Raw genomic sequence first — 19,282 nt, 5'->3', positions numbered from 1 at the left:
CGCGATGAGCCAGGCGGCGCAGAATCTGAACTGGTTGATCACCAACTTCGTGGACAACACCCCCGGGGTGTCCCACACGGTGGTGGTCTCCGCCGACGGCCTCCTGCTGGCGATGTCCGAGGGATTCCCCCGGGACCGCGCCGACCAGCTTGCGGCGGTCGCGTCCGGGCTGACCTCGCTGACCGCGGGCGCGTCCCGGATCTTCGAGGGCGGCGCGGTCAACCAGACGGTCGTGGAGATGGAGCGCGGCTTCCTCTTCATCATGTCGATCTCGGACGGCTCCTCGCTGGCCGTGCTCGCCCACCCGGAGTCCGACATCGGCCTCGTGGGCTACGAGATGGCACTGCTCGTCGACCGCGCGGGAAGCGTCCTGACGCCCGACCTTCGGGCGGAACTGCAGGGAAGTCTTCTCAACTAACAGACAGACAGTGCGTTTCTCGTCACCGCACCGTAGGGTGCGGTGGCGCGGTTCCAAGGGACATGGGGCCGCGAGGCAGTCGGAGGAGGAGACGTGGGTACACCCCCGGGCGCAAGCCCTTACAACGGTTTTGACGCGCATCAGGCGCCGCTCGGCGACACCGCGCAGAACCGGTACAACTTTCCCTCCACGCCGAGCAGACCGGGCACGGCACAGCCCTACCAGCAGCCGCAGTCCCAGCCCGCGCCCGTCGGGGCACCGGGCGCGCCCGCCGCTCCGGCCGCCCGCCGGGGCGGTACCGGCGGCGCGGGCGGCTCGGGCGGGAACAACCCGCTGGTGCGTCCGTACGCGATGACCGGCGGCCGGACCCGGCCGCGCTACCAGCTCGCCATCGAGGCGCTGGTCAGCACGACGGCCGATCCGGCCCGGCTGCAGGGCCAGCTGCCCGAGCACCAGCGGATCTGCCGGCTGTGCTTCGAGATCAAGTCGGTCGCGGAGATCTCGGCCCTTCTCTCCATCCCCCTCGGCGTTGCCCGGATTCTCGTCGCCGACCTGGCCGAGGCCGGACTCGTCGCCATCCACCAGCCCGGCGGCGACGAGGCCGCCGGCGGTCAGCCAGACGTGACACTGCTCGAAAGGGTGCTCAGTGGACTTCGCAAGCTCTAGCGGCGGCGCGGCCCGTTCAACCACCAGCGCGAAGATCGTGGTGGCGGGTGGCTTCGGCGTGGGCAAGACCACGTTCGTCGGCGCGGTCTCGGAGATCAACCCGCTGCGAACCGAGGCCGTGATGACGTCCGCGTCCGCGGGCATCGACGACCTCACCCACACGGGCGACAAGACGACGACGACTGTCGCCATGGACTTCGGCCGCATCACCCTGGACCAGGACCTGATCCTGTACCTGTTCGGTACACCCGGTCAGGACCGCTTCTGGTTCATGTGGGACGACCTGGTCCGCGGCGCCATCGGCGCCGTCGTGCTCGTGGACACCCGGCGCCTCGCCGACTGCTTCCCCGCGGTCGACTACTTCGAGAACTCGGGCCTCCCCTTCGTCATCGCCCTCAACGGCTTCGACGGACACCAGCCGTACACCCCGGACGAGGTCCGCGAGGCCCTGCAGATCGGCCCCGACACCCCGATCATCACCACCGACGCCCGCCACCGCGCGGACGCGAAGAGCGCGCTCATCACCCTCGTCGAGCACGCCCTCATGGCCCGCCTGCGGTAGTCGTCCCGCCGCCGCACGCCCCGGAGGCCGCGTCTCCCCGGAAGGGGGACGCGGCCTTCGTCGTGAAACCGGCCCCGCCGTCTCCGGCGTCCCAGTACGTTGTACGGGGACCTCGGGGGGAGACATGGGTTCGCTGGACGGTGCGCACCGGATCGGGCGCTTCACGGTCGAACGCACGCTGGGCAACGGCGGGATGGGCAAGGTCTACCTGTGCCGCACGCCCGCCGGACTGCGGCTGGCCGTCAAGGTGATCAGCACGGAGCTGTCCCACTCGCACACCGGGCGGGTGCGGTTCCACCGCGAGGTCGAGGCACTGCGCGACGTGCGCAGCCCGTACACGCTCCCGCTGTACGACGCCCAGACGGCCACGCCGCCCTTCTGGCTCGCCTCCCGCTACGTGGAGGGCCCCACCCTGGACGAACACGTCCGTAAGAGAGGCCCGTTGGGCGAGCGGAGGGTGGCCGAGCTCGGCGCGATGCTCGCCGAGGCACTGGCGGGCGTGCACGCCCACGGACTCATCCACCGGGACCTCAAGCCGAGCAACATCATCCTGGAGGACGGCGAGCCCCGGATCATCGACTTCGGCATCGTCCGCTCCGACAGCGCCACCAAGGGCCTGACGGACCCTCAGTCGCCACCCGGCACCCACGGTTTCGTCCCGGCGGAGAGCCTGCGCGGCGGCGAACCGACCCCCGCCGTCGACGTGTTCGCCCTCGGGGTGGTGCTGGCGTTCGCCGCGACCGGACTGCTGCCCTTCGGCCACGGACTGCCCGCCACCCTGCGGATCTACCAGGGCGTGCCGCCGCGGCTCACCGGCGTGCCGCCCGCGCTCGCCTCCGTCATCCGGGCCTGCCTGTCCCCCGCACCGGCCGAACGGCCGCTGCCCGAACGGCTGATGGCGGATCTCGGCGCCCTCCTGAAGCCCCCGCCCGCCGCCGGACGGCCGCCCGCCCGGCCGCCCCGCCAGCCCACCGTCCCCGTGGCCGATCCCCCGCACCACTGCCATGTGCCCGAGCCGCCGGCCGCCGGCGAGGGCTGCGCCCTGCGCCCGGTCGCCGCCCGGCTGCTCGCGTCGGGGCTCACCCGTCCGCTGATCCGGAAGGCGGTTCTGCAGCATGCCCGATGAGCCCGTGGTCGAACTCCACGACGGCTGGGAGTCGTTGATGTGGGAGTGGGCGCGCCGGCGCGGCGAACCCGTCCACACCGAGGACGGCGCGCTGTACCTGGAGACCAAGGCCGGCGGCCCGTCCGGGCCCCGGCTCACCGTGGACGTCAGCCGGGCCGCCGGCTCGCTCGTGGTCGCCGTGACCGACGGGACACTCGTCCCGGCGGACCGGCTCGCGCCGACCGCGGCGGCCGCGACCGCGTGGAACGCCCGCGAGGTCACCCCGACGGCGGTGCTCGGGGACGCCCGGAGCGACGAGCCGCTGCTGTCCGCCGTCCTCACCCTGCCGCTGGTCTGCCATCTGACCGCCACCGGCTTCGCCACGACCCTCGACGCGCTGCTCGACCGATCGGTGCGGCTCCTGCGGGAGTGCCACGACCTCGGATTCGTGCTGCGGAGCACCGATGACCTCGCCGGACCGGAGTGATCCCGTGGACTCGCCGGCCTGGATCCTCACCTTCACGGTGCTGCCCATGGTGACCCTGCTCGTCGCGCTGTGGGCGAGCACGGGCTCGTGGTTCCCCGGATCGCGGGAGTACGAGGAGCCCGGAGGGCGGCGGGAGGAGGAACGCCGGGAAGAGGCGCGGCGGCGCGAGGAACGGCGCCGCGAGAAGCGCCGCGCCGAGGAGCTCAGGTCCGAGCGGCGCCGCACCGGGGAACGCCGCCCGGACGAACGGCGGCCGGAGGAACGGCAGGCCGACGAACGGCGGGCGGAGGAGCTCCGGTCCCGTGAACGCGGGCCGGAACGACGCCGCCCGGAGCGGTCCGGGCCGGACCGGCCTGAGTCGTACGGGCACGAGTCGTCCGGAGCCGGGTCGCACGGACCCGAGTCGTACGCGGCGGAGACGCACGGACCGGAGACGCACGGACCGGAGTCGCACGGGTCGGAGTACGGGTCGGAGGCGTCCCGGCGCGGGCCCGAGGAGCGCAGGGTTCCGCGGCCGCGGGCCCGGCCCGGGAGGTCGCCCCGGCTGCAGGACGACGTCCTGTGGGCCGTGTCCACCGGGCGCAGTCTGCTCGGCAGCGCGATCGACGCCGCCTCCGCCCTCCTGCCGTTCAGGACCGCGCCGGGCCCGCGCCCGGAGGACGGCGGGACCGGGCGGCCTCCGGGCGCTCCGCCGGCCGCTCCGTCGGCCTCGTCCGCCCGGGAGCCGGACCCGGAGGCGGCGGAGCAGACACGGCCGCCCGAGCTGCCGCACGGCTGGCATGTCCGCGGCGAGGAGCCCGCACCGCACCGCCGTTCACTGCCGGAGCCGATACCCGAACCCCGGGCCCTTCCGCAGGCCGCCCGGCCGCCGGCCCGGCCCGAGCCCCCGGCACGGCCGCAGCCCCAGGCCTCGCCCGGACCCGAGCCCGAGGCCGCGGGGCCCGATGCCAGGACGGCGCCGGACGCAGGACCGGCGGCGGAGCTCGCGGCCACGGCCGCGCGCGAGTCCGACACGATGCCCCTCGGCACCGGCTACCGCGCCGTCGTCACCGCCGTGACCTGGCTGCGGCCCGAGGGGTACGTCGAGTGGGACGGCGGCCTGTACCGGGCCCGCTGGCGGGGCCCCGCCGACTCCTATCCCCGGCCCGGCGAGCCGGTCAAGGTCACCGTCACGCCGGACACCGACCCGCCGCTGCTCATCGCCGGTCCGCTCCACTGACCGCACCGCGCCTTCACCAGCACCACGTCCCCATCCTTCGCTCGACGGAGTAGCCGTGTACACGACCGCAAGTCCTGACGAAGCCCCCCTCCCCGTGCCGTACATGGGCTTCGAGTTCGACAGCGCCCAGCGGCTGCCGCTGCTGCTCTGTCTGGACACCTCCTCCTCCCTCAGCCAGAGCAAGGCCATCGACGCGCTCAACGAGGCCCTCGCCTCGTGGGCGGAGAGCCTCGCCGAGGACACCGCGCTCAGCGCCGCCGTCGACGTCGCGCTCATCACCTTCGGCGGCGTCGAGGGCATCACCGTGTGGCAGGGCGCCACGCCCCTCGGCGCGGTCGCCCCGCGCTGGCCGCACAGCCCGTTCGTGCCGGCGCACGAGTTCCGGCCGCCGCAGCTGCGCGCCCACGGGGTGACGCTCATGGACCGGGCGCTGCGGCTCGCCATGGAGGTCGTCGCCGACTACAAGGCGGGGCTGCGCGAGGAGGGCCTCACGTACTACCGCCCGCAGATCTGCGTGGTCACGGACGGCGCGCCGAGCGACGAGCAGGGCCGGTTCTCGCACGCGTACCGCGACCTGCTGCCGGAGCTGCGCAAGGCCGAGGAGGAGCGCCGCTTCCGGCTCTTCGCGGTCGGCGTCGGCGAGCGGCACTCCGGGGCCGAGGACGTACTCAAGGAGCTGGCGCCGCACTACCACGCCTGGCTGGACGGCTTCCCGTTCGCCGAGCTGCTCACCGCGATGTCGCACAGCGCCCGCGCCACCCAGGGCGGCGCCGACGAGGCCGAGTTCCAGGAGATCTTCGCCCGGCTCAAGCGCCGGCGCGGCGGCGGGCAGGTCCCCGCGTGAGGCCGCGGGGCCGGCCGGCCCGCCGCTGGCGGGTGCACGGGATCAGCGCGGTCGGCTACCGGCACCTGCGGGACAGCAAGCCCTGCCAGGACGCGTGGCTGCACCGGGAGACCCCCGGTGGTCTGGTCCTCGCGGTGGCGGACGGCGCGGGCAGCGCGGAGCTCTCGGGCGAGGGCGCGCGGGAGGCGGTGCGGCTGGCGGTCGACGCCTTCGCTCCGGTCGCCGCGCCGTGGCGGCACGGCGACGACCCGCGGGAGCGCAAGGAGTTGATGACCGAGGCGTTCCGCGAGGTCCGCGCCGAGTTCCTGAACTGGTGCGCGGGGCCTCCGGGCCCCTACGCCACCACCCTGACGGTGGTGGTGGCCGCCGAGGGCTGGCTCGGCCAGGTGTCGGTCGGCGACGGTCTGGTGCTCGTACGGGCGGAGAGCGCCGCCCCGGCCGCCACGCCCCGGCCGGTCACCGACCGGGCGGCCGGTGCTCCCGAGGGCGGCGCGGGAGAAGGGACGGGTTCCGGGGCCTCCCCGGCCTCGGTCCAGGCCTCGTACCACCTGCTGCCCCAGACCCACTCCGGCAGCGAGTACGCCAACGAGACGGTCTTCCTCGGCTCGCCGACGGCGCTCGGCCGGCTGCGGGTCGACTGTGTCCGCGACGACCGGATCGACGGCGTGCTGCTGTCCACGGACGGACTCACCCACGCCCTGCTGCGCCGCTCCCCCGGCGGGCATCCGCTGCCGCACGACGCGTTCATCGGCCATCTCTTCGACCGGCTCGGGCGGGCCGACTACGACCACGACGAGGAGGACCACCGACTCCAGGACTTCCTCGCCTCCGACCAGATCTCCCGAGTGACCGGGGACGACAAGACTCTCCTGTGGGCGATACGACATGACGACCACTGACGACACCCCTGACGACCCGTCCGACGACGGCGACGACCCCGTCGCGGACCACGCCGACCTGACGCTCGGCGACGGCACCCGGATCAGCCGCAGGGGCCGGCCCCTCGGCACCGGCGGCCAGGGCAGCGTGTGGGCCTTCGCGGAACGGGCCGATCTGGCGGGCAAGATCTACAACCGGCCGCCCGACGCGGCCCAGTTGCGCCGGCTCACCGCGATGCTGCGGGCCGACCCGCTGGCCGGCGAGCGGCTCGCCCTCGGGCAGCCGCCCATGCTGGTGTGGCCGGTGCAGCTGATCCAGGCGGGCGGGCGGCCGGTCGGCTACGGCATGCCGTTCCTGGACCCGGCGGAGCACGTCCAGCTGAGCGGACTGCTCCAGAAGCGCGAGCGGCTGCGCCGGTACGAGGGCCGGGCACACTGGCGGTTCCTGCTGGGAGTGGCGTCGAACCTCGCGTACATGACGGCGCAGCTCCACCAGCGGAGCTTCGTGGTGGGCGATCTGTCCAGCGCGAACGCGGTCGCCGACCAGCGGGGTTACGTCACCCTGCTCGACTGCGACTCCTTCGCCTTCACCGACCCGCTGACCGGCGAGTTCTTCGGCAGCGACGTGTTCACGGACGACTGCGCGGGGCCCGAGCGGCACTCGGGCGGGCCGCCCACCCGGCACTCGGACGACTTCGCGCTCGCGGTCCTCGTCTACCAGCTGCTGACCGCGGGGAACCACCCGTACGACGGCACTCCGCTGCAGGGCCCCGGTGAGTCCACCCGCAAGGACAACATCCTCGCGGGCAGCTCCTTCCTGGTCCATCCGGACCGGGTGCGCGTGCCGGGCCGGCAGCTGCCGCCCGGGATGCTGCCGCCCGAGGTGGTACGGCTCGCCCGGCAGGCCTTCGGCCCGGGCTGGCGCGAGCCCGCCCGCCGGCCTTCGTCGGCCGAGTGGCTGCAGGCACTCGACGACGCGAAGGAGTCGGTCGTCGAGTGCCGCGCGGTGCCGGACCACCACTACGGCGGGCACCTCACGTCCTGCCCGTGGTGCGCACACGCGGCGAACGGTCACCACGACCCGTTCGTCCCGGGCCCGGCCGGGGCGGGAAGGGGCGGCCGGGGAGCCGGCACCTCGCGGACGGCGTCCGCGTCCGCGTCGGCATCCTCATCGGCGCCCTCGTCGGCATCGCCGTCTTCGTCGGGCCCGGCGTCGGCGTCCGCGTCCAGGTCCGCGTCGGCATCGGCATCGGCATCGGCATCGGCTTCGGCGTCCGTGCCGCCGCCGGGGTCCTCCGCGCCCCCTCCCCCGCCGCCGTCGGCGTCCGGCGCGTCGTCGAAGCCGTCCCACAAGGCGTCCGCGAAGCCCTCCGCCAAGCCGACGGCGAACACGACGAAGCCGCCGAAGACGGCGCCGTCGCAGACGACGACGGGGTCTTCGACGGCGAAGCCGGCCGGGACCGCCTCCGCCGGCTCCTCCAAGGCGGCAGCCGCCCAGGAGAAGCCCCCGCCCCTCACCAAGGCCGACATCGCCCTGGGCGTGGCCTTCCTCGCGGTCGCGCTCGGCGCTGTGGTCGGGGTGATCTGGGGCGTCGTCGCGCTGATACGGGCGCTGGTCTCCTGACCCCGTGACGCGGCGGAGGGCCGGAACCTGGGGCACCTCCCAGGCCGAAGGCTCTGGGGGCGGGTTCCGGCCCTCCGCCGACCACGTGGGTGGCGTCGGTGCGGGGCGTCAGCGCCAGCTGTGCGGCGCGCGGAAGCCGTTCTCGCGCTCGAGGCGGCGCCAGCCGGCCGTGGAGCGGCCGCCGTGGGCGGGCTCGCTGGGCTGGGCGGCGGCGCGGGCGAGCAGGACCGCGGTGATCGCGGCCAGCTCCTCGGGCTCGGCGTTGCCCTTCTCGACGCGGAGAAGGCTGGCTGTGGCAGGCGTGGTCACTTCGGTGGGCTCCTCTTACTGAGGCGGGTTGCCGTGCTTGCGGGACGGCAGGTCGGCGTGCTTGGTGCGGAGCATCGCGAGGGACCTGATCAGCACCTCGCGGGTCTCGGCGGGGTCGATGACGTCGTCGACCAGGCCGCGCTCCGCGGCGTAGTACGGGTGCATGAGCTCGGCCTTGTACTCCTTGACCATGCGCGCGCGCATGGCCTCGGGGTCCTCGGCCTCCGCGATCTGCTTGCGGAAGATGACGTTGGCGGCGCCTTCGGCACCCATCACCGCGATTTCGTTGGTGGGCCAGGCGTAGGTCAGGTCGGCTCCGATGGACTGGGAGTCCATGACGATGTAGGCGCCGCCGTACGCCTTGCGCAGGATCAGCGAGATCCGGGGCACGGTCGCGTTGCAGTACGCGTACAGCAGCTTCGCGCCGTGGCGGATGATTCCACCGTGCTCCTGGTCGACGCCCGGCAGGAAGCCGGGTACGTCCAGAAGGGTGATGATCGGGATGTTGAAGGCGTCGCACATCTGGACGAAGCGCGCGGCCTTCTCGGAGGCCTCGATGTCGAGCACGCCGGCCAGCGTCTGCGGCTGGTTGGCGACGATGCCGACGACCTGGCCGTCCAGGCGGGCGAGGGCACAGATGATGTTGCGGGCCCAGCGCTCGTGGATCTCCAGGTAGTCGCCGTCGTCGACGAGCTCCTCGATGACCTTGTGCATGTCGTACGGGCGGTTGCCGTCGGCGGGCACGAGGTCGAGCAGCACGTCCGAGCGGCGGTCGGCCGGGTCCTCGGAGGAGACGGTCGGCGGGTTCTCGCGGTTGTTCTGCGGGAGCATCGACAGGAGGTAGCGGACCTCGGCGATGCAGGTCTCCTCGTCGTCGTACGCGAAGTGCGCGACGCCGGAGGTCTCGGCGTGGACGTCGGCGCCGCCGAGGCCGTTCTGGGTGATCTCCTCGCCGGTGACCGCCTTGACGACGTCCGGGCCGGTGATGAACATCTGCGAGGTCTCGCGGACCATGAAGACGAAGTCGGTCAGCGCGGGGCTGTAGGCCGCGCCGCCGGCGCACGGGCCGAGCATCACCGAGATCTGCGGGATGACGCCGGACGCCTTGGTGTTGCGCTGGAAGATGCCGCCGTAGCCGGCGAGGGCGGAGACGCCCTCCTGGATGCGGGCGCCCGCGCCGTCGTTCAGGGAGACCAGCGGGGCACCGGCCGCGATGGCCATGTCCATGATCTTGTGGATCTTGGTGGCGTGGGCCTCGCCCAGGGCGCCGCCGAAGATCCGGAAGTCGTGCGCGTAGACGAAGACGGTGCGGCCCTCGACCGTGCCCCAGCCGGTGATGACACCGTCGGTGTACGGCTTCTTGGCCTCCAGGCCGAAGCCCTGCGCGCGGTGCCGGCGCAGCTGCTCGACCTCGCGGAAGGAACCAGGGTCGAGCAGCAGCTCGATGCGCTCGCGAGCGGTCAGCTTGCCCTTGGCGTGCTGGGCCTCGGTCGCTCGGTCACTGGGGCCTCGCCGAGCCTGCTCGCGCAGCTCGTGCAGCTCGGCCACACGGCCACGGGCGTCAGCGGGCTCGCTCGGGATCTGGTCCACAACGGTCATGTACCGACCCTACGAACTCACACAAGAAAACCCCGCCGTCGACTCCGTACAGTCTCGCGTGTCGAATCCTGGTGGGGCATGACAGAACCATCTGCCCCACCAGCTCGAGTCGACAGCCAGACACCCCAGCTGATTGTAGGTTTTCTACACGAGCATGCCGCAGCGGTAGGGGAGACCCGCTAGGACCGAGTGTCGCAGTGGAAGCGGGCGTCGCCCCAGTCGGCGTGGTCGTTGCCGTTCCCGTCTCCGCCGTCGCCCACGACGAGCTCGACGTACGACGCGCCGGTGACGTCGGCGGTGAGCGACCAGGCGCCGTCGGCGGCCCGGAGGACCGGGCTCGTCACCTTCTCCGTGCCGTCGGCGAGCACGCCGAACCGGACGCTGCCCCGGGTGGTCTGGACGTCGTCCACGCCGACCTCGGCGGTGAAGGAGGTGCAGCGCCCGCCCAGGTAGTAGCGGATCTTCGCCGACGCGTGGGTGCCGAGGCCCTTGGCGTAGGTCACTCCCCCGATCCGCAGCGGGCCGCCGTCCCCGGTGCCCGTCTCGCCGTTGGAGCCGTCCTTCTCCACCGGACCCCAGCCGTTGGACGCCGAGGTCCAGTCGAGGTCGCTCGCCCAGGCGTCGGCGGTGGGCGGCGGGGGCAGGGTGCGGACGGTGGTCGCCGCGGTCAGCCTACGGGGCTCGCCGCCGACGGCGTACGTGACGGTGGCGCCCAGCTCGTACGGCCGGTAGGCGGCGTCCACGGGCGGGGTGACCCGCCAGGTGGCGGTGGCGGTGCCGCCGGGGGCGACCGCGTCGAGGTCGACGGGTCCGGCCGGCTCGGCGGTCCAGCCCTCGGGCAGCGCGAGCGCGGCCCGCGCGCCGGTGACCTGGCCGGTCTCGTCGTTGCCGAAGGTGGCGGTCACGGTGTTGGCCCGGCCGGGCTCCAGGGTCTCCGGCGCGGTCACGGCGAGGGTGCCGCAGGCGGCGCGCTCGGCGGCCGGGCCGAGGTCGGTGACGGTGAAGCGGTCGAGCACGAAGTCGGCGCCGTCGGGGGCGTCGGCGCGCTTGCGCAGCCCGGTCCAGGTGTCGCCGCAGCCCGCGGTGACCGTCTCGGTGAACTGCCCGGTGGTCCGCTGCTGTCCGATCGGGGTGCGTCGGGTCTCGACGGGGGCGCCGTTCCCTTGGGTGCGGTCGTAGCCGGTGACCCACTCGTAGGCGCCGGCATGGCTGGACTGGTAGGCGAAGTCGACGCGGTAGCGGTGGCCGTCCTTCATGGGGACGGTCCAGGGCGCGGTGCGGTAGACCAGGCCGCTGTTCTCGTCGTGGGACTTGAGGGACTCGGCGCCGTCGAGGACGTCGTCGATCGCCTTCCCGTTCCAGCCGGCCTGCGTGTAGGGGGCGTGGAGCTGGGCGATGTGGGTGCGGGGGTCGGTGGTGCCGCCCGCGTCGCCCTTGAGGAAGGGGCCCCAGCCCTGGTCGACGGCCTCGAAGTCCTCGTACACCAGCGCTCCGGCCCTGGTCGCCGGGTCGTTGGCGACGATCCGGACGTCGTCGATCCGGACGGTGGCGGAGGAGCCCGCGGCGGCCCGGACGGTCAGCGGGGTGCTGCCGCCGGCCGGGGCGGTGAAGGTGAGCTTGGCGCGCTGGAAGTGGGTGTCGTTCCAGTCGGACGCGGCGACCCGGTCCCGGAGGGCGGAGCGCTCGACGGTGACCGAACGGCCGCCCGCGAAGAGGGTGGTGGGCCGGGTCCGGCCGGGCTCGACCTCGATGAGGGCGGAGGCGGTGTAGCGCGCGCCGGGCTTCAGTCCGGTGATCCGCTGGGTGACGGCGGCGGTGGCGGACCCCGAGAGCTTCGCGCTGTTGCGGCCCTGGTCGTCGGTGTGGCGGGTGACGGTGCCGCTCCTGGTCCAGGAGTTCAGGCCGGCGTCGTTGAAGCCGGGGTCCTTGACGGGGGTGCCCTGGCCCCAGTGCGGGTTCGGCGGCTCGGGCGCCCGGTCGGGGTAGAGGACGTAGGGCTGTCCGGCGACGGCGTCGAGGGTGATCCGGCCGCCGGCGGGCCGCACGGTGCCGGTCTTCACCCGGCCGTTGTCGGTGAGTTTGTAGACGGTGTACGAGCCGGTGCCGGGCACCTCCCAGCTCGTCCGCCCGCCGGTCTTGTTGTAGTGGTACAGCCTGCCCGCACCGCCCGCGCCCGCCCAGGGCAGCAGATAGGTGTCGCCGTCGAGGACCTTGCGGCCGTTCTCGTAGAAGGTGCGGCGGCCGTTCTCGAGCGTGCCGCGGACATTGCCGGTGAAGGTGATGTCGTCGCCGTCCCAGCGGGTGATCTTCTGGTGCTGGAGGTACTTGGCGGGCAGGTTGCGCTGCCAGATGTTGGCGGTGAACGCGGTGTGGTCGGTCTCGCCGGTCCAGCCCTCGAAGTCGACGAGGGCGGTCTGGCCGAGGACCGGGTGATCGTTCCAGACGTCCTTCTCGTCGTTGCGGATGAAGCGGATGATCCGCGAGTTGAGGCCCTTGTTGGTGGCGCCGCCGTAGTCGAGGTCGTTGGCCCAGTGCGACCAGAGGGAGGCGCGCTCGAACTTCTCCGACCACTCGGTGGCGACGTTCCAGCCCTGGGCCTGCACGGTCCGCATCGTCTTGTCGGCGATCCAGCCGTGGGTGTAGTAGACGTCGATGTAGAGCATCGACAGGTTGGGGTCGGTCTCGTCGCGCAGCTGCTGGAAGCGGCGGGCGAGGTCGCCGCTGTTCACGTCGCGGCGCTGGTCGATGTAGTAGCTCTGGTTGAGCCAGTTCCAGCCGGGCCTGGTCTTGTCGACCAGCGTCTCGCTGAAGTTCTTCGCCTCGGGGTACGACTCGGTGGCGTTGACGTGGACGCCGAAGCCGGCGCCCCACTTCCTTCCCTCGCGCAGCAGGGTGTTGAGGTCGGCGAGGCCGCCGGCGCGCTTGTTGTAGTTGCCGCCGTAGTCGGGGTGCGCGGAGTCGTGGCCCTCGGAGCCGTATCCCTTGAGCAGCGCGAACTGGCCGAGTCCGTCGGTGGCGAGCGAGATCCGCTTGACGTCGTCGAGGGTGCGCAGGAAGGGGTGGGTGGCGTTGGAGGCGAAGTTGAACGGGATGTGGGCGATCACCCGGTCCGGGGTCTGTTCGCTGCCGGGCGCCTTGACGCCGATGGTGCGGAAGGCGACGGCGCCGTCCTGCCAGTCGACGGTGCCGTCGGCGTTGGCGTCGGGCGTGACGACGACCTTGGCCCAGGGCAGGTCGTCGCCGCTCTCGGGGGCGGGCGCGCCGGCGCCGCGGTAGGTCCACTGGCCGGACCAGACGCCGACGCGGGTCCCGTCACCGCCCTTGCGGGCCTGGTGCCAGAGGCGTGCGCCGTCGCGGGCGCTCGGTCCGGACGGCTTGTCGTAGGAGGAGTTGGACTCGACGGCGGCGGCGAGCTGCCCGGTGTTGACGATCGCGTAGCTGGCGCCGACGGCGGCGGTGTCGGCCGGGGTGGCGTCGGTGACCTGGGCGAAGACGTCGGCGGTCCGGGTGGAGTCGGGGTCGAGCCGGGTGAAGGCGGTGGCAGCGCCGGGTTCGGCGGAGCCGACGGAGACCAGGTCGTGGCCGGGGATGTCGAGGGTGCCGACGCGGAAGGCCTCGGTGTCGCGGACGGCGGTCACCCGGAAAGTGGTGGCCCGGCCGCTGACGCTCAGGCGGGCGTCGATCTCGACCCCGGGCAGGTCGGGGAAGACGAGGGTGTAGGCGGCGGAGTCGGCGGTCACGACGGGGGCGGCCGCGGTCCGGACGGCGTGGCCGGTGCCGTTGAGGACGACCTGGGTGACGGGGGCGGTGGAGCCGAGGAGCCGGGCGCCGGTGGCGCGGTCGGTGTACGACAGGACGCGGGGGAAGTCCTCGGCGACGGCGACGGACAGCAGGTCTGAGCCGATGAGGAGCCCGTCGGAGCCGATGACGGCTTCGGCGGCCGCTCGCGCGGGGTCGGGGGCGCCGGCGCGGGCCGGGCCGGCCAGGGCGAGCACGGCGGAGGTGGCGGCGGCCAGCGCACAGGCCGTGCGCAGCCGCCGCGCGGTGGAGGGAGGGTAGGGGTGCGACATGGGCACTAGTTGGCCCGCGTGACGGATCACCGTCAACGAGATCGCGCCCCGAGGGGCCCTCCAGTCCAACAACCTCCTACGGTTAGTCCAAGTCGCTCAGCAGCCGCCGCAGTTGTAGTAGGTGACGTCCCAGTGGTTGCCCTCGTCGGCGTAGATGTTGCCGGAGCCGGACTTCCACTGCGGGGCGCCGTCGCCGCGCAGGCCGATGTAGGTGAAGGTGTTCTTGATGTAGTTCCCGACGCAGGTGTACTTGCTGTAGTCGAGCTTGTAGCCGTTCCAGTGCGAGTACGTGCCGCTGGCGTGGCCGACCTCGGTGCCGCCGGTGATGTTGAGGGCGCAGCCGCTGGCCCGCTTGAGGGTCTGGGCGCCCTGCGCGGTGGCGAGGTTGAGCTGCTCGAAGGACGTACAGGTGGAGTTGTAGCGGTCCGAGCAGCCGCCGGACGAGGACCAGGTGATGCCGACCTCGCGGAACATCGAGGTCGCGGTGGCGTGACTGATCTTGGTGACGGCGTGGGCGTCGGTGGCGGTGGAGAGGACGCCGAAGCCCGGTGCGAAGAGGGCGCCGAGGACGAGGGCGAGGGCGGTGAGGACGGAGCGGAGCTTCACAGGTGCCTCCTGCGGATGACCGTGGCGATGGGGACGGCAGTGCAGGTGGTGCTCGTCGCGCAGGGAGATGGTGCCGCAGTTCTACGCGCGTCCGCCAGAGGGCGTGGGAGACCGGCGGGCGCCGTCCGGGTGAACCCTTTCCAGAGATGTTGAAAGTTGAACGGAATAGGTCTATGGTCGATGTCGTTGAAGGTTCAACGAATGCACCACCAGCGCCTCCCGCGCACCGTCCCCAAGGAGCACGTCATGGGTCTCTTCGGCCGCAAGAACACCACCGAGTCCGCCGCCACCACCGTCGCCACCCTCCCCGTCGACCCGGCGCTGGCCGCCCTGACCGGCGCCTACACCATCGACCCGGCGCACAGCAGCATCGGCTTCACCGTCCGTCACGCAATGGTCACCAACGTCCGCGGCACCTTCGCCGAGCACGAGGGCACGCTGCAGCTGAACGGCTCGGACCCGGCCGCCTCCAGCGCCGCCATCGACGTCCGGATCGCCTCGATCGACACCGGCATCGGCGACCGTGACAACCACCTGCGCAGCGCCGACTTCTTCGACGCCGACGCCTTCCCGCTGATGACCTTCCGCTCCACGGAGGCCGCACACCTCGGTGGCGACCTGTATCGCGTCAAGGGCGACCTGACGATCAAGGACGTCACCAAGCCGCTCGCCATCGACCTGGAGTTCAACGGCACCGCGACCGACGTCTACGGCAACGAGCGGGTCGGCTTCGAGGGCTCCGCCGAGATCCTGCGCTCCGACTGGGGCCTGACCTGGAACGCGGCCCTGGAGACCGGCGGCGTCATGGTCAGCGACAAGGTGAAGCTGAACTTCGACATCTCCGCCATCAAGAACGCCGCCTGAGCCGACGGCCTCCGCGGCACCCACTCCGGACCCGGCAGCCCCCAGGGCTGCCGGGCGGTGGTGTTTCCTCAGGCCCCGGCCGTGCGCGCCTGCCCGGCCCTCAGGCCCCGGCGCGGTCGGCGGCGGCCGCCACCGCGCGTATCAGCCGGTCGTTCTCCCGGGCACCGGGACCGGCGGCGAAGGCGAAGCGGCGACGGGCGTAGCTGTAGGCAAGGGCCCGGCCCGGGTCGGCGAAGGACTGGGAGCCGGGGACGCCGCTGTGACCGACGGCGGTCGGACCGAGCTCGGGATGGCGGGTGGCGAGCGGGACGAACCCGAGGCCGAAGGCGTTCCGCTCGCCGGTCACCAGGTCCGTGCCGGAGGAGTGCACGCGGGAGACCTCGGCGAGGACCTCGGGCTTCAGGAGCGGCGGCCGGCCGTCGAGCTCGCCCGCGACCGCCGCGTACATCCGGGCCAGGCCGCGCGCGCTGCCCACGCCACCGCCGGAGAGCGGGGCCGCGGCGTGCACGGCGCGGGAGTTCCCGTAGGCGACGGCGTCGAAGGGCTGCTCGGCGTGCAGGCCGAACGCGATGGCCATGAGGCTGTCGGGCGCGACCGGGTTCGCCGCCTGGAAGGCCTGCTGGGCGGGCGTGGGCAGCAACGGGAGCGCCGGACGGAAGCGGGACTCGAGCTCCTCGGGCAGGCCGAGGTGGTAGTCGAGCCCGTACGGCTCCCTGATCCGCTCCTCGTAGTGCTCCTGGACCGTCCGGCCGGTGGCCCGCAGCACCACTTCGCCGACCAGCGCGCCGAAGGTCAGGGCGTGGTAGCCGTGGCCCGTGTCCGGCTCCCAGTACGGCCGGTGGGCGGCGACCCGCGCGGCGACCCGGCGGTCGTCGGCGAGCTCGTCGGGCGTGAAGCCGTCGGCGGTGCCGATCGCGCCGGAGCGGTGGGCGAGCAACTGCCGCAGGGTGACCCCGCCCTTGCCCTCGGCCGCGAACTCGGGCCACCAGAAGGCCACTTCGCGGTCGAGGTCGAGCGCGCCGTCCTGCACGAGGAGCGCGGCGACCAGCGCGGTGGCGCCCTTGGCGGAGGAGTACAGCGCGAGCAGCGAGTCGCCTTCGACCCCGTCACCGCCCCACAGGTCGGCCACGAGCCTGCCCCGGTGGTAGACCACGAGCTGGGCGCCGCCGTCACGGGCCTCTGCCGCGGCGACCCCGGCGAACTCCTCCCGTACGGACTCGAAACCGGGCGCCACCATGCCGTGCACCTCGCTCATCGCGCACTCCCCCCTCGTCTTCACGCGATGCCTTCGGAGGGCGTAACGATCACGGGCCGGCCGGGATTCCCGACTGTTGTCAGTGGCGGTCGCTAGCGTCGCCGGCATGGAATTCCGTATCGACAGCGGGGCGTTGACCGAGGCCGTGGCCTGGGCCGCCCGCGTGCTGCCCGCCCGCTCCCCCGTCCCCGTGCTCGGCGGCCTGCTCCTGGAAGCGGCGGACGGCCGGCTCACCGTGTCCGGCCTGGACTACGAGGCCTCGGCGCGGATCGAGGTGGACGCCGACGTCCTGCGGGACGGCAGGGCGCTGGTCCTCGGGCGGCGGCTGCTCGACATCTGCAAGGTGCTGCCGCAGGGCCCGGTCGTCTGCGTGACCGAAGGGGCCCGGCTCGCGGTGACCGGCGGCGAGGCCAGCTTCGGGCTCTCGCTGCTGCCCCTGGACGACTACCCGGACCGGCCGGCGCTGCCCGAGCGGCGCGGCGAGGTGGACGCGGACGCCTTCGCGGCGGCCGTCGGGCACGTGGCGGTGGCGGCCGGCCGTGACGACTCGCTGCCGGTGCTCACCGGGATACGGCTCGGCCTGGACGGCACGACGATGACACTGGCCGCGACCGACCGCTACCGGTACGCGGTGCGGACCCTCCAGTGGCGGCCCGAGGGCCCGTTCGAAGGCACCGTCGACGTGGTGGTGGCCGCCCGGCGGCTGACCGACATCGCACGCTCGCACGCGGGCGCGGGGACGGTCCGGCTGGCCCTCGACGGCGGCTCCGTCGGCTTCGAGAGCCTGGCGCGCCGGACGACCACCCGGCTCATCGACGGGCGGCTGCCCCGGCACGACAAGCTCTTCGCGCTCGGGGAGCACGCGGTGGCCGTCATGGAGCGGGCCCCGCTGGTCGAGGCGGTGAAGCGGGTGGCGGTGGTCGCGGAGGGCGACAGCCCCGTCCAGCTGGCCTTCGACGGTGCGACGGTCCACCTCAGGGCGGGGTACGAGGACGACGTGGCCTCGCAGCGGCTGCCCGCCGCCCTGAGGGGCGGCCACGCGATGACGGTGGCCTTCAACCCGGGCTACCTCCTGGACGCGCTGGGCTCGTTCGACGCGCCGGAGATCGGGCTGCGGCTGCTCGGCCCTGGGCAGCGGGCGCTGATCACCGATGCCATCGACGACGGGGACGGGACCCATCGCCATCTGCTGATGTCGGTGAAGCCCCTGGTCTGAGCCCCGCGGACCCGGCGGGGCGGGTCCGGCGGGCCTCGGCGGAACGGGTCCGGCGGGCCTCGGCGGAGCGCGCGGGCCTCCGCGGAGTGGAGCCGGGCCTTCGCGGGGCGGGGCTGGCGGGCCTCCGCGGGGTGAGGCCGGGCCATCGCAGGCGAGGCGGGCCTCCGCAGGGTGGGGCCGGGCCTTCGCGGGGCGGGGCGGGCTCAGAACCCGCCGCCTCCGTCGAAGCCACCGCCGCCGTCGAAACCGCCTCCGCCGCCGAAGTCGCCCGAGCCGAAGTCGCCGCTGCTGAAGTCGGCGCCGGAGAAGTCGCCGCCCTGGAAGTCCTGGAAGTCGCCGCCGCCGTACTCGCCCGCGTAGGCCGGGGTGGAGAGCATCGAGCCGAGCACGGTGCCGACCAGGAGGCCGGGGAGCATGCCGCCGCCGAAGTAGCCGCCGGCCCAGGGGCCGTAGGCGGGGCCCGCCTCCCAGTAGGGGCGGCGGCCGTCGTCGGTGTCGACGGTGCGGGCCCGCGGGTCGAGACCGTCGTCGAGGCGGGCCGCGTCGGCGGCGCAGACCGGCACCTGGCGGGCCGAGCCGCCCGCCGGGGCCCAGGTCCGGTCCTCTGCGGCTGGACCGTGGCGCGGGTCGAAGAAGCACGGCGGGCGCCGCTCGGGCAGGGCCCGGCCCTCGCGGCGGGCGGCGAGGACGGCGAGCGAGAAGCGGCCGTCCTCCAGGGCCTGGGTGACCCCGCGCACCTCGTGCGGGCGGGAGACCGAGCCCATGAGGGACTTGGCCTTGTCGTACGAGTCCAGGGCCCGCTCGTAGTCGCCGCGCATGGCGTCGTCGGCGCCCGCCTCGGCCGGGTGGAAGTCGAGCCGCTCCAGCTCCTCGCCGAAGGCGGTGATGTCCTCGTCCACGACGACCCGCAGCTTGTCGAGGGCGGCGCGCTCCTCGGCCTCCTTGCGGCGCTTCTTCTGCCGGACGACCGCGTAGGCGCCGGCGCCGCCGGCCACGACGACCGCGCCGAGCGTGACCAGACCGGCCACCGGCACGCCGGAGTCCTCGCCCGCCGTGCCCCAGGAGGCCGGGGCGGAGCCGCGCAGGGTGGGCAGCGCCTGGTCGACGAAGTTGTTCAGCTCGGTCTCGGCGTCCACGCCGGGCTGGCGTACGGCCGTCACGAGGTTGGCCACGGCGTCGCGGGACATCACCGAGGAGTCCGCGGCGGCGTTGAACCCGTCGCCCAGCCGTACGGCGTAGAGCCCCGTCACACCGGTCTCGGTGCGCAGGTTGCGCAACAGGTTCTCCGGCGGGAACTGCGCGTTCGCGGGCAGCACGGCCACGAAGAGCGGCTTGTCCGCGTCCCTGATCTTCTGCGCGAGGGCGGCCGCGTCGGCCGTCGACAGCTGGTCCGCGGCGCCGGGATCGACGTAGACCGGTCCCTGTTTCAGGGCCGCGGCCGCGTCGGACACGCCCGTGGCCCTGGCCCCCGCGGACGGGGCCAGGACCAGGAGCAGCAGCAGCGCGAGGCCGGCGAGCGCCGACACAAGGGGGAACGGCCTGGTCCTCATGTCTTGACGC

Annotated in this window: 17 protein-coding genes; 11 read left to right on the top strand and 6 right to left on the bottom strand. The window is 73.5% G+C overall.

The window, feature by feature from the left end; translation table 11 throughout:
- Nucleotides 1-4: 4 nt before the first annotated feature.
- The 9 genes from ACFVGS_RS15095 to ACFVGS_RS15055 all read left to right on the top strand — a co-directional run bounded on the left by ACFVGS_RS15095 (nucleotide 5) and on the right by ACFVGS_RS15055 (nucleotide 7,803).
- Nucleotides 5-418, top strand: coding sequence for a roadblock/LC7 domain-containing protein (locus tag ACFVGS_RS15095; protein WP_128978734.1), 414 nt, complete (start codon nucleotides 5-7; stop codon nucleotides 416-418).
- Nucleotides 419-511: 93 nt separating this feature from the next.
- Nucleotides 512-1,084, top strand: a complete 573-nt coding sequence (locus ACFVGS_RS15090; protein ID WP_384416947.1) for a DUF742 domain-containing protein — start codon at nucleotides 512-514, stop codon at nucleotides 1,082-1,084.
- Complete coding sequence (locus ACFVGS_RS15085; protein WP_069978110.1) at nucleotides 1,065-1,646, top strand: ATP/GTP-binding protein; 582 nt, start codon at nucleotides 1,065-1,067, stop codon at nucleotides 1,644-1,646. Before ACFVGS_RS15090 ends, ACFVGS_RS15085 begins: the two co-directional genes overlap by 20 nt.
- A 124-nt stretch (nucleotides 1,647-1,770) precedes the next feature.
- Complete coding sequence (locus ACFVGS_RS15080; protein ID WP_385692687.1) at nucleotides 1,771-2,772, top strand: serine/threonine-protein kinase; 1,002 nt, start codon at nucleotides 1,771-1,773, stop codon at nucleotides 2,770-2,772.
- On the top strand, nucleotides 2,762-3,238 hold the full coding sequence (locus ACFVGS_RS15075) for a hypothetical protein (protein WP_384416941.1): 477 nt from the start codon (nucleotides 2,762-2,764) through the stop codon (nucleotides 3,236-3,238). Before ACFVGS_RS15080 ends, ACFVGS_RS15075 begins: the two co-directional genes overlap by 11 nt.
- A complete protein-coding gene (locus ACFVGS_RS15070; RefSeq protein ID WP_385692686.1) occupies nucleotides 3,216-4,457 on the top strand; it encodes a hypothetical protein in 1,242 nt (413 codons plus the stop codon). Before ACFVGS_RS15075 ends, ACFVGS_RS15070 begins: the two co-directional genes overlap by 23 nt.
- Before the next feature lie 55 nt (nucleotides 4,458-4,512).
- Nucleotides 4,513-5,301, top strand: coding sequence for a hypothetical protein (locus tag ACFVGS_RS15065; protein WP_384416935.1), 789 nt, complete (start codon nucleotides 4,513-4,515; stop codon nucleotides 5,299-5,301).
- Nucleotides 5,298-6,200 carry a PP2C family serine/threonine-protein phosphatase gene (locus ACFVGS_RS15060; RefSeq protein ID WP_385692685.1) on the top strand — a complete coding sequence of 301 codons (903 nt, stop codon included), beginning with the start codon at nucleotides 5,298-5,300 and terminating at the stop codon, nucleotides 6,198-6,200. Before ACFVGS_RS15065 ends, ACFVGS_RS15060 begins: the two co-directional genes overlap by 4 nt.
- On the top strand, nucleotides 6,187-7,803 hold the full coding sequence (locus ACFVGS_RS15055; RefSeq protein WP_385692684.1) for a hypothetical protein: 1,617 nt from the start codon (nucleotides 6,187-6,189) through the stop codon (nucleotides 7,801-7,803). Before ACFVGS_RS15060 ends, ACFVGS_RS15055 begins: the two co-directional genes overlap by 14 nt.
- Nucleotides 7,804-7,911: 108 nt before the next feature.
- On the opposite strand, the gene ACFVGS_RS15050 is transcribed toward ACFVGS_RS15055, so the two are convergent.
- From ACFVGS_RS15050 to ACFVGS_RS15035, 4 genes are all read right to left on the bottom strand, one after another.
- Nucleotides 7,912-8,112: an acyl-CoA carboxylase subunit epsilon gene (locus ACFVGS_RS15050; RefSeq protein WP_384416926.1), complete on the bottom strand. Its 201-nt coding sequence runs from the start codon at nucleotides 8,110-8,112 to the stop codon at nucleotides 7,912-7,914.
- 15 nt (nucleotides 8,113-8,127) lie between these two features.
- Nucleotides 8,128-9,711, bottom strand: a complete 1,584-nt coding sequence (locus ACFVGS_RS15045) for an acyl-CoA carboxylase subunit beta (RefSeq protein ID WP_384416923.1) — start codon at nucleotides 9,709-9,711, stop codon at nucleotides 8,128-8,130.
- Nucleotides 9,712-9,890: 179 nt separating this feature from the next.
- The gene (locus ACFVGS_RS15040) at nucleotides 9,891-13,781 is read right to left on the bottom strand and encodes an endo-alpha-N-acetylgalactosaminidase family protein (protein WP_385692683.1); all 3,891 of its coding nucleotides are present in this window, start codon (nucleotides 13,779-13,781) and stop codon (nucleotides 9,891-9,893) included.
- A 96-nt stretch (nucleotides 13,782-13,877) separates the two neighbouring features.
- Nucleotides 13,878-14,387, bottom strand: coding sequence for a hypothetical protein (locus ACFVGS_RS15035; protein ID WP_384416917.1), 510 nt, complete (start codon nucleotides 14,385-14,387; stop codon nucleotides 13,878-13,880).
- A gap of 246 nt (nucleotides 14,388-14,633) precedes the next feature.
- Between ACFVGS_RS15035 and ACFVGS_RS15030 the strand changes: the two genes are divergently transcribed.
- Nucleotides 14,634-15,251, top strand: coding sequence for a YceI family protein (locus tag ACFVGS_RS15030; protein ID WP_384417039.1), 618 nt, complete (start codon nucleotides 14,634-14,636; stop codon nucleotides 15,249-15,251).
- A 100-nt stretch (nucleotides 15,252-15,351) separates the two neighbouring features.
- Here ACFVGS_RS15030 and ACFVGS_RS15025 read toward each other — a convergent pair whose 3' ends face one another.
- Nucleotides 15,352-16,506, bottom strand: coding sequence for a serine hydrolase domain-containing protein (locus ACFVGS_RS15025; protein WP_385692682.1), 1,155 nt, complete (start codon nucleotides 16,504-16,506; stop codon nucleotides 15,352-15,354).
- Nucleotides 16,507-16,612: 106 nt separating this feature from the next.
- Between ACFVGS_RS15025 and dnaN the strand changes: the two genes are divergently transcribed.
- The gene (gene dnaN / locus ACFVGS_RS15020) at nucleotides 16,613-17,722 is read left to right on the top strand and encodes a DNA polymerase III subunit beta (RefSeq protein ID WP_384416911.1); all 1,110 of its coding nucleotides are present in this window, start codon (nucleotides 16,613-16,615) and stop codon (nucleotides 17,720-17,722) included.
- Between the two features lie 203 nt (nucleotides 17,723-17,925).
- Here dnaN and ACFVGS_RS15015 read toward each other — a convergent pair whose 3' ends face one another.
- Nucleotides 17,926-19,272, bottom strand: a complete 1,347-nt coding sequence (locus tag ACFVGS_RS15015; RefSeq protein WP_384416908.1) for a hypothetical protein — start codon at nucleotides 19,270-19,272, stop codon at nucleotides 17,926-17,928.
- Between the last annotated feature and the right edge of the window lie 10 nt (nucleotides 19,273-19,282).

The organism is Streptomyces sp. NPDC127114, from assembly GCF_042677525.1.
In the GTDB taxonomy this organism is placed as follows: Bacteria; Actinomycetota; Actinomycetes; order Streptomycetales; family Streptomycetaceae; genus Streptomyces.
This window is presented reverse-complemented; position numbering and strand designations above follow the sequence as displayed.